This window comes from Bacteroides sp. NGMCC 1.200775, assembly GCF_040798045.1.
GTDB lineage: Bacteria > Bacteroidota > Bacteroidia > Bacteroidales > Bacteroidaceae > Bacteroides > Bacteroides hominis.
Window position 1 is genome coordinate 125,762 of record NZ_JASCQK010000008.1, and the last position, 15,475, is coordinate 141,236.

Genomic DNA, 15,475 nt, shown 5'->3' on the forward strand with positions numbered 1-15,475 from the left:
CGTGGAGAACGACGGACTGCTCAAAATAGGTATGTATGGTGGAGTGAAGTTTTAAATGATGCCTGATGATGAAACCAGCTGTATCTGTCAGTGACGTGACTAAATGTTACGGTGAAGTAGAAGCCTTGAAGAAGGTTTCCTTTTCCGTGAATCCCGGTGAGTTGTTCGGCATCATCGGACCGGATGGAGCCGGTAAGAGTACACTCTTCCGCATCCTGACTACACTGTTGCTTGCCGACAGTGGGACGGCTACGGTGAACGGGCTCGATGTTGTGAAGGATTACAAACAAATCCGGCAACAGGTGGGATACATGCCCGGACGTTTTTCGCTTTATCAGGACCTGACGGTGGAAGAGAACCTCGACTTTTTTGCTACTGTATTTCATACGACTATCCGCGAAAACTATGATTTGGTGAAAGATATCTACCAGCAGATAGAACCTTTTCGTAAACGCAGAGCGGGGGCTTTGTCGGGAGGTATGAAACAAAAGCTGGCCTTAAGTTGTGCGTTGATTCACAAACCCGGCATTCTGTTCCTGGACGAGCCGACTACCGGTGTGGATCCGGTTTCACGCAAGGAGTTTTGGGAAATGTTGAGGCATCTCAAGGAGCAGGGAATCACTATTCTCGTTTCTACTCCGATTATGGATGAAGCCCGGCAATGCGACCGTATCGCTTTTATCAACGAAGGAGAGATACAGGGGATCGATGTGCCGGAACGCATCCTGAAACAGTTCAGTCACATTCTTTGTCCACCTGGTCTGGAACGTGCGGAAGTACATGCCGAAAATGATTTTGCCATTGAGGTAGACCGGCTTACCAAATGTTTTGGGCATTTCACGGCTGTCGACCACATCTCCTTTCAGGTGAACCGGGGAGAGATCTTCGGATTTCTCGGGGCGAACGGTGCGGGAAAAACCACTGCGATGCGTATGCTTTGCGGATTGAGCAAACCTACCTCCGGCATAGCACGGGTAGCCGGCTTTGATGTTGCCGTCCATCCTGAAGAAGTGAAGAAGAATATTGGATACATGAGCCAGAAGTTCTCTCTATACGAAGATCTTAAAGTATGGGAAAACATTCGTCTTTTTGCCGGCATTTATGGAATGCAGGACCGCGAGATAGCCGAAAAGACAGATGCTCTTCTCGATCGTCTGGGGTTCAGCGACGAGCGTGACACACTTGTGAAGAGCCTTCCTTTAGGCTGGAAACAAAAGCTGGCCTTTTCAGTTTCGATTTTCCATGATCCGCGGATTGTGTTTCTTGACGAACCTACGGGAGGAGTCGATCCTGCTACCCGCCGGCAATTCTGGGAATTGATTTATCAAGCGGCAGATCGGGGGATAACGGTCTTTGTAACCACCCATTACATGGACGAGGCCGAGTATTGTAACCGTGTGTCTATCATGGTAGACGGACGTATCGAGGCACTTGACACCCCTCGCGGACTAAAGGCACGTTTTCATGCCGATACCATGGACGATGTATTCCAGCAACTGGCCCGTAAGGCAGTGCGTAAAGCCGATTAACCTATGAAACAGTTTATAGCATTTGTAAAAAAGGAGTTCTTCCACATTTTCCGCGACCGACGGACTATGTTGATTCTGTTAGGGATGCCTGTTGTTCAGATCATTCTCTTTGGTTTTGCCATTACTACCGAAGTGAAAAATGTACGTGTGGGTGTACTCGACCCTTCGAATGACATGGTTACCCGCAAGATCATCGACCGTTTGGATGCCAGCGAATACTTTTCCGTGAAGTGCCTGTTGCATTCTCCACAGGAGATGGAAAGGGCGTTTCAGGAAAATGAAATCGACATGGCACTTGTATTCAGCGAACAATTTGCCAATCATCTGTATACAGGCGATGCCCGTGTGCAACTGGTTTCCGATGCAACCGATCCGAATATGGCTACCACACAAGCCGGTTACGCCACTAATGTCATAGCTTCCGTCCGACAGGAAATGCTTCCTCCCGGAATGTCCGCATCTTCTGTTGTGCCCGATGTGAAACTGCTCTATAATCCACAGATGAAGAGTGCCTACAATTTTGTGCCCGGTGTGATGGGACTTATCCTGATGCTGATCTGTGCCATGATGACTTCCATATCCATTGTCCGCGAGAAGGAGACAGGTACGATGGAGATATTGCTGGTTTCTCCGGTGAAACCTTTGTTCGTTATTCTGGCTAAGGCCGTTCCTTATTTTGTGCTGTCGTTTGTCAATCTTACGACGATTCTGCTGCTTTCAGTTTATGTACTTGATGTACCCGTGGCAGGCAGCCTGTTCTGGTTGATAATGGTATCATTGCTTTTTATCTTTGTGTCGTTGGCGTTGGGATTGCTTATTTCCACGGTGACACGGACGCAAGTGGCCGCCATGCTCGCTTCGGGGTTGATCTTGATGATGCCTACAATGTTACTTTCCGGCATGATATTTCCGATAGAGAGCATGCCTCTGGTATTGCAATTGATTTCCGATATTCTGCCCGCCCGCTGGTATATTCAGGCCGTACGTAAATTGATGATTGAGGGAGTAGATATTTCTTTTGTGCTGTCTGAGGTCAGTATTCTGGCTCTTATGGCAGTCGTGTTGATAACAATTAGCTTCAAGAAATTCAAAAACAGGTTATGATTAAATATCTTATAGAGAAAGAATTCAAGCAGTTGCTCCGCAACTCTTTCCTGCCGAGGTTGATTTTTATCTTCCCTTGCATGATTATGCTTCTTATGCCCTGGGCTGCTAATCTTGAAATAAAAAATATCCGGATGAATATTATAGATAATGATCATTCGGCTCTTTCACGCAGGCTGGTCGATAAGATAACGGCTTCAACTTACTTCCGGACCACTGCTTTACCGGACTCCTATAAAGAAGGGTTGGAAGCGATTGAAGCGGGGACAGCCGATGTGCTGCTTGAAATTCCCGGAGATTTCGAGAAGGACTGGGTGAATGGCGAGGCTGCCCACGTACTTGTGGCCGCCAATGCCGTAAATGGGACCAAGGGCGGTTTGGGCAGTTCATATCTGTCTGCCATCATCAACGATTATGGTACGGAATTGCAGGCGGAGAGTGGAAACATTCCGGCTGCTGCCAACGGGAATCTGCCCCGGATTGATATTCTTACTCAGAATCTTTTCAACCCTAATCTGGATTATAAACTGTTTATGATTCCGGCCCTGATGGTGATGCTGCTTACCATGCTTTGCGGCTTCTTGCCTGCGTTGAATATAGTAGGGGAGAAGGAGGCCGGTACGATTGAGCAGATCAATGTGACTCCTGTCGGAAAGTTCACTTTTATCCTTGCCAAACTGATTCCTTATTGGTTGATAGGCTTTGTGGTTCTGACACTTTGTTTTATTCTGGCATGGGCACTTTACGGAATTTTTCCTGCAGGCCATTTTCTGGTGATCTATTTCTTTGCCATCATCTTTGTTTTGGCTGTATCCGGTCTTGGATTGGTCATTTCCAATCATTCGGCTACCATGCAACAAGCCATGTTTGTCATGTGGTTCTGTATGCTGATTCTAATCTTAATGAGCGGACTATTTACTCCTGTCCGCAGTATGCCCGAGTGGGCACAATGGATCACTATGCTCAATCCACTGAAATATTTTATGCAGGTGATGCGTATGGTATATCTCAAGGGGAGCGGGTTTATCGATTTATTGCCGCAACTGGGAACTTTGCTGGCCTTTGCGCTGTTTTTCAATATTTGGGCGGTGAAGAGCTATCGGAAGAGTGGCTAATTAGGCAGTGGAGAGCTTCAAAAAGCATTCGAAAAGTGGTTAACAGACTGGAAAATTTAGGATAAACCTGTGTTTGCTTGCAACTTATGTGTATTTTTGTAGAAAGAAAACAGATATACTAAGATATTACGTAATGAGCAAACAAACATCAAGCCCTTCTCAAACCCATAGACTTCAGCAAACTATATATGAAAATCTTCCCGTAGGGATGGAATTGTATGATTGTGAAGGCCGCCTGATAGAGATAAACAGTGTAGGACTGAAAATGATGGGGGTGAAGGATAAACAAGATATGTTGGGTATCAACATTTTTGAAAACCCGAATGTTCCCGATGAAATGAAGAGCCGCTTGCGTGCGGGAGAGAATATTCGTTTTACAGTCAAGTATGATTTTGAATTAGCCAAATTTTATTATCCGACAACTTTATCAGGGATACGTTATTTTGAAATTACCGTATCGGTAGTCCGGGATGATGAGAATAAGGAGATCGATAAGTTCCTTTTTATAGCACAGGATGTGACCGAAACGGTACGTACCGAAGAGATATTACGTCAAAGCAAGCAAAAAACCGCATTGGCCATGCAGGCCGCCGATGTGGTTTTATGGGAATTTGATGTTCGCACCCATTTGTTCTATGCGGAGAATGAACCACTTAATAACTGCGATCCTACCCAGCCCCTCACTATTGAAGATTATAAAAAACATATTCATCCGGAGGATTGGAAAGAAGCGGAACCCATTTTGCTTGATATGCTTAATGGCTGTGATTGTCTGTATGAAATGGATATCCGGATTAGACTGTCCGATACATCAGAGTGGCAATATTGTAAATTGAATTGTTCTCCGTATGAGAGGGGAGTCGATGGAAAAGTTGTCAAGTATGTAGGGTTTCGCAAAAACAATACAGAGTTACAAAGACGGAAGTTATTGCAAGAGAACATTTTGAATAGCATACCGTTGCCTATACACATAAAAGATGTGGAAGATGATTTCCGTTATGTTTTCTGTAATGAAGAAAGTATGCGGATGTTTGGCACCTATGAAGGTGAAACAGTAAGTGACATTCTGGATCGTGAACAGGCGGAGCGCATGCAAAAAACAGATTTGGAAGTTTTTACTACCGGCAAGCCTTATTTTGGGGTAGAAAGAATTATTTTGAAGGATGGTCGCAGCTATGATACCATTGTACGCAAGAATATCATTTATGATGGTAGCAAGCGTCTGTTGCTCAATATTCGTTGGGATCAGAAATTGCAGAATGACCTTGAACGCCGTGCCAAGGTTCTTTCCATATCCATGGAGGTGATGAATGCTTATACTTGGTTTTACGAGCCGTCGAAGCAAAGAGTCAGTTTTGGTGAGGGATTTGATAAGATAGGGCGGAATGCTTTGGACATCAATACTTTTGAAAAGTTTGCAGAATGTGTGCATCCTGACGACCGGAGGCAGTTCATCGGTACGATGGATGCAGTGCTGAAGCAGGATAGTGGTGAATGGGACATAGAATATCGTGCAGACTTGCGGGGAAACGGGAATTACGAATGGTGGCAAACCCGTGGAGTGCTTGAGACCTCTATTCTTAATGATACTCCTTATCAGTATGTCTCCGGCATGACGATCAGCATTGAATCTTATAAACAGACAGAATTGACTTTGCTGAAGAATAAGGAGAAACTGAAGAGGCTGATCCGGCAGAATGAATTGGTACTGAATAATACTAATTCCGGATTGGCTTATATCACTAAAGATTATGTTGTGCAATGGGAAAATGTATCGGTCTGTTCGTCCAGCCTTTCCTTTGAGGCATATAAGCGGGGAGAGTGCTGTTATAAGAGTGCCCATAACCGGACTTCTCCCTGTGAAAATTGTGTGTTAGGCAAAGTATTGGCATCAAGGCAGATGGAAAAGATAAAGTTTCATTCGGAAAACAACCGGATTGTAGAGGTATTGGCTACTCCCGTATTTGGTGAAGGTGAAGAGATAGATGGCATCGTGATTCGTGTGGATGATATTACTGATAGAGAGAGAATGATCGAAGAACTGAGGCAGGCGAAGCTGCTGGCCGAACAATCGGATAAACTTAAGTCAGCTTTTCTTGCCAATATGAGTCATGAAATCCGTACACCGCTAAATGCGATTGTCGGCTTCTCTGATTTACTGATGAACTCGGAAGAGCAGGCTGATAGAGAAGAGTATATGCAGATTATCAATACCAATAACGAACTGTTGCTGAAACTTATTAATGATATCCTGGACCTGTCGAAATTGGAGTCCGGTTCGGTGGAACTAAAATATGAAGATTTTGATCTGGCCGAATATTTTAATGGCATGGCATCTTCTATGAAGCAACGGATGGTTAATCCGGAAGTCCGGTTGGTGACGATTAATCCTTATGATGTGTGTCTGGTGAAACTTGACAGAAACCGTGTGGCACAAGTGATGACTAATTATGTCACAAATGCCATTAAATATACTCCGAAAGGATCTATAGAAATGGGGTATGAAGTAATGGATACAGGAATCCGTCTGTATGTAAAAGACACAGGTATCGGCATACCGGAGGAGAAAAAGAATAAAGTTTTCCATCGGTTCGAGAAACTCGATGAGTTTGCTCAAGGCACAGGGCTCGGCCTTTCTATCTGTAAGGCAATTACCGAATCGATGGGAGGAAGTGTCGGTTTTGAATCTAAATACCATGAAGGCTCTCTGTTCTGGGCCATTATTCCTTGCAATCCGGAAGTGAAAACCGGGCGGGAGCCCGAAAGGCATATCGGGCCAAGCATAGATGAAGAGAATATGACATATGGCCGGAATCTGAATGCGGCTTTGGATAGAAAGACGATTCTGATAGCAGAAGATATCTCAAGTAATTATCTGTTATTATCGGCCATGCTGTGTAAGCATTATAATTTGCTTCATGCCATGAATGGACAGCAAGCTGTAGAGATGGCGAAGAACTACAGGATTGATCTTTTGCTGATGGATATGAAAATGCCTGTAATGGACGGACTGACGGCAACAGTCGAGATTCGGAAGTTCAATAAGGAATTACCCATTGTAGCGCTTACGGCACATGCTTTCGACTCCGATAAGGCAGCTGCATTAGAAGCCGGTTGCAATGATTATCTTGCCAAGCCGGTAGATAAGGCAAGACTGATGTCTGTATTACGTAAATACTGCTATTCTCCGGATATTGCTTTATGATGGTTTACTAAATAATCGCTGATTATCAAAATGTTATATTTACCATGGTTTTACATTGCTATGTAAAACCATTTACCTCGGTATGTAACGTCTTTTACCTCCGTGCGTAAATCCTTTTACCCCGGTATGTAAATGCCTTTACCCCGGTATGTAAACGGAATATTCCTTTGGGGCCGGAGGAGTTAGGCCCTATTGTTAAAAGGTAGATCCGGTAATATGAAGTGATCCTTTAATCAGTTTCATTATGCCATTTGTACTCTTCTATATAATTATCAAAGTATTCTTCTTGATGAACGCCCAGCTTTTGGGCAAGTGAGATGACTTGTAGTTGTTCGGCGGGAGAGAGTAAAGTTTCCCCTTTTCGCTTCTGGTAATATCGTCTGATTCCCCAAGTGGCAATTAGCTTGTAGCGGAATGTACTCGCTGCATTTACCGTCAGGATTCCCGTAGTGCGTACAAATCCTTTAGCATAACGTACTTTTTCGTTTGAACAGTAATGTTGACATCTTTTTCTTGTCGCTTCTTTATTTGCTTTCGGATTCAGTATAGACAGAAAAGTTATACTTGCCGGAACATGATCGTACGCAATGCGACGCAGGCAAGTATCGGCATTTGGACAATCTTGTTCTGTACATAAACTAAAATTATTGGGAACCATTGAGTAGTCGAACGTTTCTTTTTCCATTGTATATATAATAGGTTAATAATAGTTTTACAAAGGTACAACATATATTACCAAATTTCCTAATTAAAGCAATCTAATTGATGAAGTGCCGGTTGAATATTCAAAAAAAGATGGATGACAGACTTGATGTTATTGAAGGAATAATGATATAATGTTTGTTTTATTCCATCTTGGCGTGGGCTAATTGTGTTGCACTTTATAAAAAAATACACCGGAACTTCATCTCCTTAGGGAGAATAATTCCGGTGTAGCCCTTAGTCCTCTTTGTGTTAGGGGACCTTTCCTTATTCAATGAGCTTATTTAACTTCAATGGTTCTGTCCGGTTTCTTCACTTCTTCTTCACTTAATTTGGGCAATTCAATATTCAAAACTCCATTTTCTACTTGTGCGGAAATGTGATCTTTGTCTACATTTTCAGGCAGAATCATTGTCTGCTGGAATTTTGAGTACGAAAACTCACGGCGCAGATAACGACCGTCTTTTTTCTCTTCTTTGTTTTCAGTTTTCTTTTCCATTGAAATTACCAGGTTGTTTTCTTCGTCAATACGCACGTTGAAATCTTCCTTGGTCATTCCCGGTGCAGCCAGCTCTACTTTGTAGGCTTTTTCAGTTTCAATTACGTTGATAGCAGGTGCAGTAGCATTTGCTTTTACCATCCATTCGTTATCAAAGAAATCATTAAAGATACTTGGTAACCAATTCTGAGATCTTCTAACAGGCATCATAATTTAGTCTCCTATCTTTTTAGTTAAACATTCAGGTTAATTTTTGAACTCCGGCTCTTTCTTTTGAACCGTTGTTCACTAAAGAAGATACAAAACCTGTGCCAGTGCCATATTCTTTCTTTGTTTGACTAAATGTCAGAGATGTAATGTCAAATTTGCTATCTTGCTGTCAAATTGTTCTCCTATTTATACTTTGATAAGATATTTGTTAAAAATTCCTCGGTCGTTCGATACCATTACATGCCTATTTTATCAGTTTGAATCTAAGGCGTAATTTTCCGTCGGCATAGTCGTAACTGATAATTTTAAAGATGCCTATTTCCGATGTGTTTTCTACGTGTTGCCCGATGCAGGCGCAGGCATCGTAATCTCCTATTCTAACAATACGCAACATTTCGCTTGCATTTTCCGGAAGCTTACTCAGGTCTACGATGCTTTTGGCTTTTTCGTGTGTCATGAACTCACAGGTTACAGGTAAATGGCGATTGATGGCTTCGTTTACTTTTTCTTCAATGGCATGAATCTGCTCCTCGGTTGGGCAAACCGGAAGTTCATAATCACATTTGCTCTTTTTCTTTTCGATATGTGCATTACGTGAACGTGGACATCCGAATGTTTTTACCATAGTAGCATTGAGCAAATGCTCTGCTGTATGCATAGGTGCAATTGACACATCCTGAAACTTGGGGGCTGCTTGGTTTATTTCCATAATTTTTCTGATTATATTGAGATTACTTAATTTACTTTATTATTTTCTTATGTAGTATGGGTTTGAATATTTTTCCCATTAAGATGAGCCCTGGAAAAGTTTGAAATCCTTCTAGAACAATTTGTTTGGGGATTATCCAACAAGCCATATAGTCAGGATTGGTTAGTGTTGGTTTACATCTGCATACATCACTTTTTATTCTTTCTAGAATAGTTGGTAATAATTTGCTATATTTATTTATAATAGTAATGCTTGGTTGTTTATCTGAATATGATGTTATAAAGTGTAGCCCAAGCCTTATTATACCTTTAGTGTTTTCTTCACATTGTTGTTTTATGTCGTCTTTGATTGACTGGAGTTGGTCTATTGTCATATATTCCCATTTCTCAACAACTTTCTTTTCTCTAGTTTTGTTTGTCAAAAAAGCATCGAAACTATGTTTTACTTCAAGTATAATGGAGTAATCTTTATATATACACCAATAATCAATTCTACCAGATGAATCCTCTATTTCGTGACTCTTTAGAAAACAATTTCTTTTTGTTGGTAACTCTGCTAAAACGGCTCCATCACAAATCTTTGAAAGAGTCGGTAATATAATACTATCAAGTTGTCTTTCACCATAGATATAAGGAAAGTCTATAAGTTGATGCTTATGGTATTTTATAGATAATTTACCCATACCATTGAGTAAATCTGTGATGAAAGATTTACCAATGACGTAATATTCTTCTGAATTTTCTGATTTCATCAGAAGTATTTTAATTCCTTGCTGTAATTTTAGTTCTAAGTCCATTGTAGATGTTGATAATTTTTTAATGATATGTTATATATGTAATTGATACATCCTGAAGCAGGGTTGTATATAGTCTAATTGCAGCTCATATTATTAGTTAAATATTATTTTAAATAATATTTCATTTGTCAATTTGATTATTGTATGTAGTAAAAATTATTTTTCTTTTATTTGTTCTACTAATATTTTATGCGTTTCTTTTATATCGTTAATTTTACTTTTGCATCTTTTTATGTCTTTGTTCGATAAGTAGGTGCATTTATCTAATGTATTTTCAAGTTCTTCTAATAAATTGTTAGCATTCTCTTCTTCGTCTAATATTGTCTTAAAATCTATGTCTATATTTTCACTTAAATCTATTGAGTCAATAGCATCGTAATCATATTTTTCTCTCAATATTTTCATTTTTAGTCCAAATTCACAAATGTTTTTTGGTAGTTTTTTCCATGTTTTTCCATGCCCTCCTGCATCATAATTGTAATAATTGATATATAGTAAGCGTGCTAAATGATAATAACCATAATAAAGTCTTGAAATTATTTGTCCATGATACTGCTCTGGCTGGTTTAAAAGTATGATACATAGATTAAGTAGGTCATTAATTTTGGTTAGTAGAATATTATAACTGACTGGAGTAATAGGGTCTATAGCAGCACAAGATGACATGCCAAATATTATAAAAATAAAAAGGAATAGTTTCTTAAGATTTATTTTCGTTTTGTGGCTAATATTTGAGTGTGATAAGCTAGAATGATTTATGCTATGCATAGGGGGATATTTTTGTTTGTTGTGGTCGTTGAGTTGAAGTTGTTGTTCCATAATTATCTAAATGTTATTCACCTTTCTATATTTTTGATATGTATTTATTCTTTTACTATTTCTATAGATTTAGGTACTAAATCCATGAAAGAGTTCAGTCCGCAGTCTGCATAATCTTTTCCGGCAAAGAGTCGGATTATAGTTGTCGGTAGCCAGCTTTTGCCAGATTGCGGGTCTACTGCCATCCATCCGTATTGTTTAAGGTAACATTCGGCCCAGGCATGACATCCATAGAATTTTTGTTCAGGTATAAAAATAAAGCCGGCAACAAAACGGCAAGGAATTCCTTTCTTTCTCATAAGTGCCGTGAACAAATTGGTGTATTCGCTACAAGTACCTTTCTTTCTTTGGAGGATATGATTTACATCCAATGTTTTACAATCACCTTTTGAAATAGCCATGGCTAAAGAATCGTCAAAACTTATATAATGGGATACAAACTCTAAGCCTTTTTTAATAATTATCATTGTACTGTCTTCACCTTTGAATAAAGAGTCTGTTATGAGTTCGATAGCAGGAGAAGAATAGTCGATAAGTTTGGTTGGGTTCAGATAAGGAGCAACCTCTTCGTCATAGATGTCATTGGGGATATAAAGGGCCTTTTCTGCTGCTTTCCTTTTTAAGGTATCGTCATAAGCTTTGGATACTTTTACGGTGAAATGGTAGACACTGTCTGCCTTTTTAAAATCAGAAACCTCTTGTGGATAAGAATCTGTGACCGGAGAGTAATTTCTTGTCACCATTCGATAAGTTGTCTGAGCATGACACAGGAAAGAAAATGGCATCAGCGACAATAAAAAAAGAAATAGCAACTTTTGCATGTTTTTCATGATAATGAGTTATTAGGGAAATATTAAAATTATTATTCCGGTATCTCTACCTTTTCCCCAAGATGTTTGGGAGCTTTATCGGTAATGATATCCATAAAGACTTTTACTCTTGCCAGTAATTCTCGAAGGTTGGTTTTAAAGCCGGCATATGCACTCACGTCCTGAGCATTATATCCAATAACCTGAAGATGGTTTTGCTGAGCCAGAAAAATAGCCCGTTCATTGTGAAATTCTTGTGAAATCAGAGTGAAACGCTCCAGACCAAAAATTAAATGCGCTCTTATAACAGAGTCCAATGTTCTCAGACCGGCATAGTCTAATATGATTTGCTGTTCGGGAATACCTGTGGCAATTAATGCCTGCTTCATTTCTTCGGGTTCATTATAATCATTTCTCCGATTGTCACCGCTCACCAATATATATTTGATTTTTCCTGCGTTATATAATTCTGTGGCAGCTTTAATCCGATAGTCGAAATACAGATTGTTTTTCCCGTTTTTCAATTTGGGCGAGGTGCCCAATAACAGACCTACTTTATTATAGGGAATATCGGATACTGTTGAATAAAGATATGCTTCACTGTTTTTCTGAATAGTCCGATTACATACATAGATGGTAATTACAAGAACTGTCAGCAATAAAGGTGCTCCTATAAAGATAATCTTTTTCATTTTTTATATTCAGAGTTCTTTGCAAAGATAGGGATTTGGGTTGAAAGTTGACTTGAAAGCATAAAAAAAGGAGCAACGCCTTGCTCCAACCTTTGTTAACCTTAAATCTAATACTATGAAAAACACATTGCAAAGATACAGCTTTTTCAGATATTGGCAAGCGTTTTATTAGAAACGCCTGATTTTATAACATTTATTTTATTTCTTAATTGAATTTGTTAGGATAATTAAGAAAAAGATGGTTTCTCCGATATATTCTAACTACTTGTTATTCTATCAAAACCAAGGTGCTTTTTATCCTGGCCACTTCTCTTTCATTAAGTCTTCCATCTTGAGCAATTCGTCCCTGTATTGGGCAGCTTCAATGAATTCCAGCTTCTTAGCTGCTTCTTGCATCAGTTTACGGGTGCGTTCCATACTTTTCTCCAGCTGAGCTTTACTCATATACTGTACGACCGGGTCTGCGGCAATATTGGGTGAAGAGGGTTCCACGTATGCACGGGTTGTTTTTTGCGTTTCCTCCATTTCGTTACCGTTGCCGAATACAGCCAGGTTGCGTGCTTTCTTGATCTGCTGTGGAGTGATTCCATGCTCTTCATTGTATGCGAGTTGTTTTTCGCGGCGGCGGTTAGTTTCGTCAATGGTCAGTCGCATGCTGTCCGTGATCTTGTCGGCATACATAATTACCATTCCGTTTACGTTTCGGGCAGCTCGTCCGGCCGTTTGGGTTAATGAGCGGTGTGAACGGAGAAAACCTTCTTTATCTGCGTCGAGGATGGCCACCAGTGATACTTCCGGAAGGTCAAGTCCTTCACGTAATAAATTTACCCCGATCAATACGTCATATACACCTTGGCGAAGATCATCCATGATCTTGACGCGCTCTAAGGTATCCACATCGCTGTGGATATAGTTGCAACGTACATTATTATTTAATAGATATTCCGTTAATTCTTCAGCCATACGTTTAGTCAGAGTAGTTACGAGTACGCGCTCTTCCCGTTCGATACGGAGTTGGATCTCTTCCATCAAATCGTCTATTTGGTTTAGACTGGGGCGTACTTCGATAATAGGATCCAATAGACCGGTAGGGCGGATCACTTGCTCAACGACGATGCCTTCTGATTGCACCAGTTCGTAATCGGCGGGGGTAGCACTTACATAGATAACCTGTTTAGCCATTGATTCGAACTCTTCGAACTTTAACGGGCGATTGTCCATTGCGGCAGGCAGTCGGAAGCCATATTCCACCAAGTTAATTTTGCGGGCCCGGTCTCCTCCGTACATAGCACGTATTTGCGGAACACTTACATGACTTTCATCTATTACAATCAAGAAATCATCCGGAAAAAAATCTAACAGACAGTAAGGGCGTGTACCTGCTGCACGACCGTCAAAGTATCGTGAATAGTTTTCGATGCCGGAACAATGACCCAGTTCCCGTATCATTTCCATATCATATGTTACTCGCTCATAAAGGCGTTTCGCTTCATATTCTTTGCCGATAGATTCGAAATAGGCAACCTGTTTGGTGAGATCATCCTCTATTTCATGGATGGCGCGTAAGGTTGCTTCTTTGGTAGTCATAAACAGGTTGGCGGGATATATTTTATAAGCCTCAAAAGGTGCGATGGTTACTCCGGAAACCGGATCTACTTCTTCGATGCCGTCAATTTCATCCCCCCAAAAGGTAACCCGAAGTAAATTGTCCGAGTAGGCCAGATAAATGTCTACCGTGTCTCCTTTTACCCGGAAATTTCCACGATTGAGTTCGATGTCGTTACGCATATACAGACTATCTACCAATCGTCGGAGAAACACATTGCGGTTGATGGTTCGTCCTCTCTCTATTTCAATAACATTATCATAGAAATCCGATGGATTTCCCATACCATAGATGCAAGATACGGAAGATACCACCACCACATCTTTTCTTCCGGAAAGGAGAGCTGAAGTTGCAGCCAATCTGAGCTTGTCAATTTCATCATTGATAGCGAGGTCCTTTTCTATATATGTATCCGAACTCGGAAGGTAGGCTTCCGGCTGGTAATAATCGTAATAAGAGACGTAATATTCGACAGCGTTATTGGGGAAAAATCCTTTAAACTCACCATATAGCTGAGCTGCCAGCGTTTTGTTATGGCTCAGAATCAACGTAGGTTTATTGATATTGGCAATAACATTGGCAATGGTGAATGTCTTTCCGGAACCGGTTACACCCAGTAACGTTTGTGCCGGTATACCTTCAAGAACTCCTTCGGTCAGTTGTGCGATTGCTTCCGGCTGATCTCCGGTTGGCTTGTATGCGGATGTTAATTCAAAATTCATGTTTCTTTTTTCTTTCAGAAGACAATATTCGGCAAAATAGTTGAGATAAACAAATAGTTTTTCTCAAATTATCTTATAAACAGTTGCTCTTCAGATTGTATTATGCTACTCAAATAAACTCTTGGAAAATAATCAGGGATTATGTATCGTCAAGATTTTGAGTTTCCATGCTATGTATATTTTAAGTTTTTATCGGTTTGACACGACCTATTAAAAAATAAACTTTTAGCGGAGTTTTTGAGAAGTAGTGGTAACGATTTAGAATTGTATGAATTTCAGTGATTTGTAGTGCTGTGCTGGCAAATAATTCCTTTTCATATACATACGTACGGCACTAATTACAAAAAACAATCATGATAGATTGTTTTTTGTAATTAGTGCCGTGAAAACTTCCAGTGTTATTCTACCGGAGGTTTCCACGTTACTATAAGTCCAAATAGAAGAAATGAGAATCATCATACGGATAATCGTATTTGATCGGAAGTTCTTCTTTCTCGATTTTCTTAAATCCAGATTTTTCATAAAATGAGTGTGCCCTATCAGTGTTTTTGGGAGTGTCGAGGATGATTTTTGAGAAGCCGTGAACTTTTGCAAAGTCTAAGAAAACTGTGTATAATTGCTGTCCAAGATGATGTGGATTTCCTCTATAAGGCTTATACACAAAAAATTTTTTCAGTATACACAATCCATTTCCTTTGTTCATCAAGCCGATAGTTCCTACAACTTTTCCGTTTTCTTTTGCTACCCAAAAACATCCTCCATTGTCGATGTATTTTTCGCGTATGCAAAGTAGTTCCGGCTGATCTTCAACGCTAACCAATGGACGAGTTCCGTCATTTTGACAATGCAGTACTATAGCAATAATTTCATCTTTATCACGCTCTGAATATTTTTCAATTTCTATCATTTTATTTTTGTATTTAATTTAGAATAACTTCTTTTCGATTCAAATATTTTA

General features: G+C 40.2%; 13 protein-coding genes. 4 read left to right on the plus strand and 9 right to left on the minus strand.

The window, feature by feature from the left end; translation table 11 throughout:
* Positions 1 to 65: 65 nt before the first annotated feature.
* From QK890_RS17810 to QK890_RS17825, 4 genes are all read left to right on the plus strand, one after another.
* Positions 66 to 1,529, plus strand: coding sequence for an ATP-binding cassette domain-containing protein (locus QK890_RS17810; protein WP_175415588.1), 1,464 nt, complete (start codon positions 66 to 68; stop codon positions 1,527 to 1,529).
* A gap of 3 nt (positions 1,530 to 1,532) precedes the next feature.
* The gene (locus tag QK890_RS17815; RefSeq protein WP_032540508.1) at positions 1,533 to 2,633 is read left to right on the plus strand and encodes an ABC transporter permease; all 1,101 of its coding nucleotides are present in this window, start codon (positions 1,533 to 1,535) and stop codon (positions 2,631 to 2,633) included.
* On the plus strand, positions 2,630 to 3,748 hold the full coding sequence (locus QK890_RS17820) for an ABC transporter permease (RefSeq protein ID WP_367627489.1): 1,119 nt from the start codon (positions 2,630 to 2,632) through the stop codon (positions 3,746 to 3,748). Before QK890_RS17815 ends, QK890_RS17820 begins: the two co-directional genes overlap by 4 nt.
* A 133-nt stretch (positions 3,749 to 3,881) precedes the next feature.
* Positions 3,882 to 6,953, plus strand: a complete 3,072-nt coding sequence (locus QK890_RS17825; RefSeq protein WP_032530067.1) for a response regulator — start codon at positions 3,882 to 3,884, stop codon at positions 6,951 to 6,953.
* Positions 6,954 to 7,182: 229 nt separating this feature from the next.
* Here QK890_RS17825 and QK890_RS17830 read toward each other — a convergent pair whose 3' ends face one another.
* From QK890_RS17830 to QK890_RS17870, 9 genes are all read right to left on the minus strand, one after another.
* A complete protein-coding gene (locus tag QK890_RS17830; protein ID WP_005806583.1) occupies positions 7,183 to 7,638 on the minus strand; it encodes a DUF6078 family protein in 456 nt (151 codons plus the stop codon).
* Positions 7,639 to 7,935: 297 nt separating this feature from the next.
* Positions 7,936 to 8,364 carry an Hsp20/alpha crystallin family protein gene (locus tag QK890_RS17835; protein ID WP_005778266.1) on the minus strand — a complete coding sequence of 143 codons (429 nt, stop codon included), beginning with the start codon at positions 8,362 to 8,364 and terminating at the stop codon, positions 7,936 to 7,938.
* Positions 8,365 to 8,608: 244 nt separating this feature from the next.
* Positions 8,609 to 9,073, minus strand: coding sequence for a hypothetical protein (locus QK890_RS17840; protein WP_005820550.1), 465 nt, complete (start codon positions 9,071 to 9,073; stop codon positions 8,609 to 8,611).
* Between the two features lie 31 nt (positions 9,074 to 9,104).
* On the minus strand, positions 9,105 to 9,869 hold the full coding sequence (locus QK890_RS17845) for a hypothetical protein (RefSeq protein ID WP_032540511.1): 765 nt from the start codon (positions 9,867 to 9,869) through the stop codon (positions 9,105 to 9,107).
* 156 nt (positions 9,870 to 10,025) lie between these two features.
* Positions 10,026 to 10,688 carry a hypothetical protein gene (locus QK890_RS17850; protein WP_032540513.1) on the minus strand — a complete coding sequence of 221 codons (663 nt, stop codon included), beginning with the start codon at positions 10,686 to 10,688 and terminating at the stop codon, positions 10,026 to 10,028.
* Positions 10,689 to 10,732: 44 nt separating this feature from the next.
* The gene (locus tag QK890_RS17855) at positions 10,733 to 11,509 is read right to left on the minus strand and encodes a transglutaminase-like domain-containing protein (protein ID WP_032540540.1); all 777 of its coding nucleotides are present in this window, start codon (positions 11,507 to 11,509) and stop codon (positions 10,733 to 10,735) included.
* Between the two features lie 41 nt (positions 11,510 to 11,550).
* Entirely contained in the window at positions 11,551 to 12,189 is a 639-nt protein-coding gene (locus QK890_RS17860; RefSeq protein WP_005778255.1) for a vancomycin high temperature exclusion protein, read from the minus strand.
* A gap of 294 nt (positions 12,190 to 12,483) precedes the next feature.
* Positions 12,484 to 14,517: an excinuclease ABC subunit UvrB gene (uvrB, locus tag QK890_RS17865; protein ID WP_032540514.1), complete on the minus strand. Its 2,034-nt coding sequence runs from the start codon at positions 14,515 to 14,517 to the stop codon at positions 12,484 to 12,486.
* 424 nt (positions 14,518 to 14,941) lie between these two features.
* Complete coding sequence (locus tag QK890_RS17870) at positions 14,942 to 15,424, minus strand: GNAT family N-acetyltransferase (RefSeq protein WP_032540516.1); 483 nt, start codon at positions 15,422 to 15,424, stop codon at positions 14,942 to 14,944.
* Between the last annotated feature and the right edge of the window lie 51 nt (positions 15,425 to 15,475).

What these genes read in the sequence shown, in the direction of transcription:
- QK890_RS17810 (WP_175415588.1), top strand. Translation starts at nt 66, where the DNA reads ATGATGAAACCAGCTGTATCTGTCAGTGACGTGACTAAATGTTACGGT.
- QK890_RS17815 (WP_032540508.1), top strand. Translation starts at nt 1,533, where the DNA reads ATGAAACAGTTTATAGCATTTGTAAAAAAGGAGTTCTTCCACATTTTC.
- QK890_RS17820 (WP_367627489.1), top strand. Translation starts at nt 2,630, where the DNA reads ATGATTAAATATCTTATAGAGAAAGAATTCAAGCAGTTGCTCCGCAAC.
- QK890_RS17825 (WP_032530067.1), top strand. Translation starts at nt 3,882, where the DNA reads ATGAGCAAACAAACATCAAGCCCTTCTCAAACCCATAGACTTCAGCAA.
- QK890_RS17830 (WP_005806583.1), bottom strand. Translation starts at nt 7,638, where the DNA reads ATGGAAAAAGAAACGTTCGACTACTCAATGGTTCCCAATAATTTTAGT.
- QK890_RS17835 (WP_005778266.1), bottom strand. Translation starts at nt 8,364, where the DNA reads ATGATGCCTGTTAGAAGATCTCAGAATTGGTTACCAAGTATCTTTAAT.
- QK890_RS17840 (WP_005820550.1), bottom strand. Translation starts at nt 9,073, where the DNA reads ATGGAAATAAACCAAGCAGCCCCCAAGTTTCAGGATGTGTCAATTGCA.
- QK890_RS17845 (WP_032540511.1), bottom strand. Translation starts at nt 9,869, where the DNA reads ATGGACTTAGAACTAAAATTACAGCAAGGAATTAAAATACTTCTGATG.
- QK890_RS17850 (WP_032540513.1), bottom strand. Translation starts at nt 10,688, where the DNA reads ATGGAACAACAACTTCAACTCAACGACCACAACAAACAAAAATATCCC.
- QK890_RS17855 (WP_032540540.1), bottom strand. Translation starts at nt 11,509, where the DNA reads ATGCAAAAGTTGCTATTTCTTTTTTTATTGTCGCTGATGCCATTTTCT.
- QK890_RS17860 (WP_005778255.1), bottom strand. Translation starts at nt 12,189, where the DNA reads ATGAAAAAGATTATCTTTATAGGAGCACCTTTATTGCTGACAGTTCTT.
- uvrB (WP_032540514.1), bottom strand. Translation starts at nt 14,517, where the DNA reads ATGAATTTTGAATTAACATCCGCATACAAGCCAACCGGAGATCAGCCG.
- QK890_RS17870 (WP_032540516.1), bottom strand. Translation starts at nt 15,424, where the DNA reads ATGATAGAAATTGAAAAATATTCAGAGCGTGATAAAGATGAAATTATT.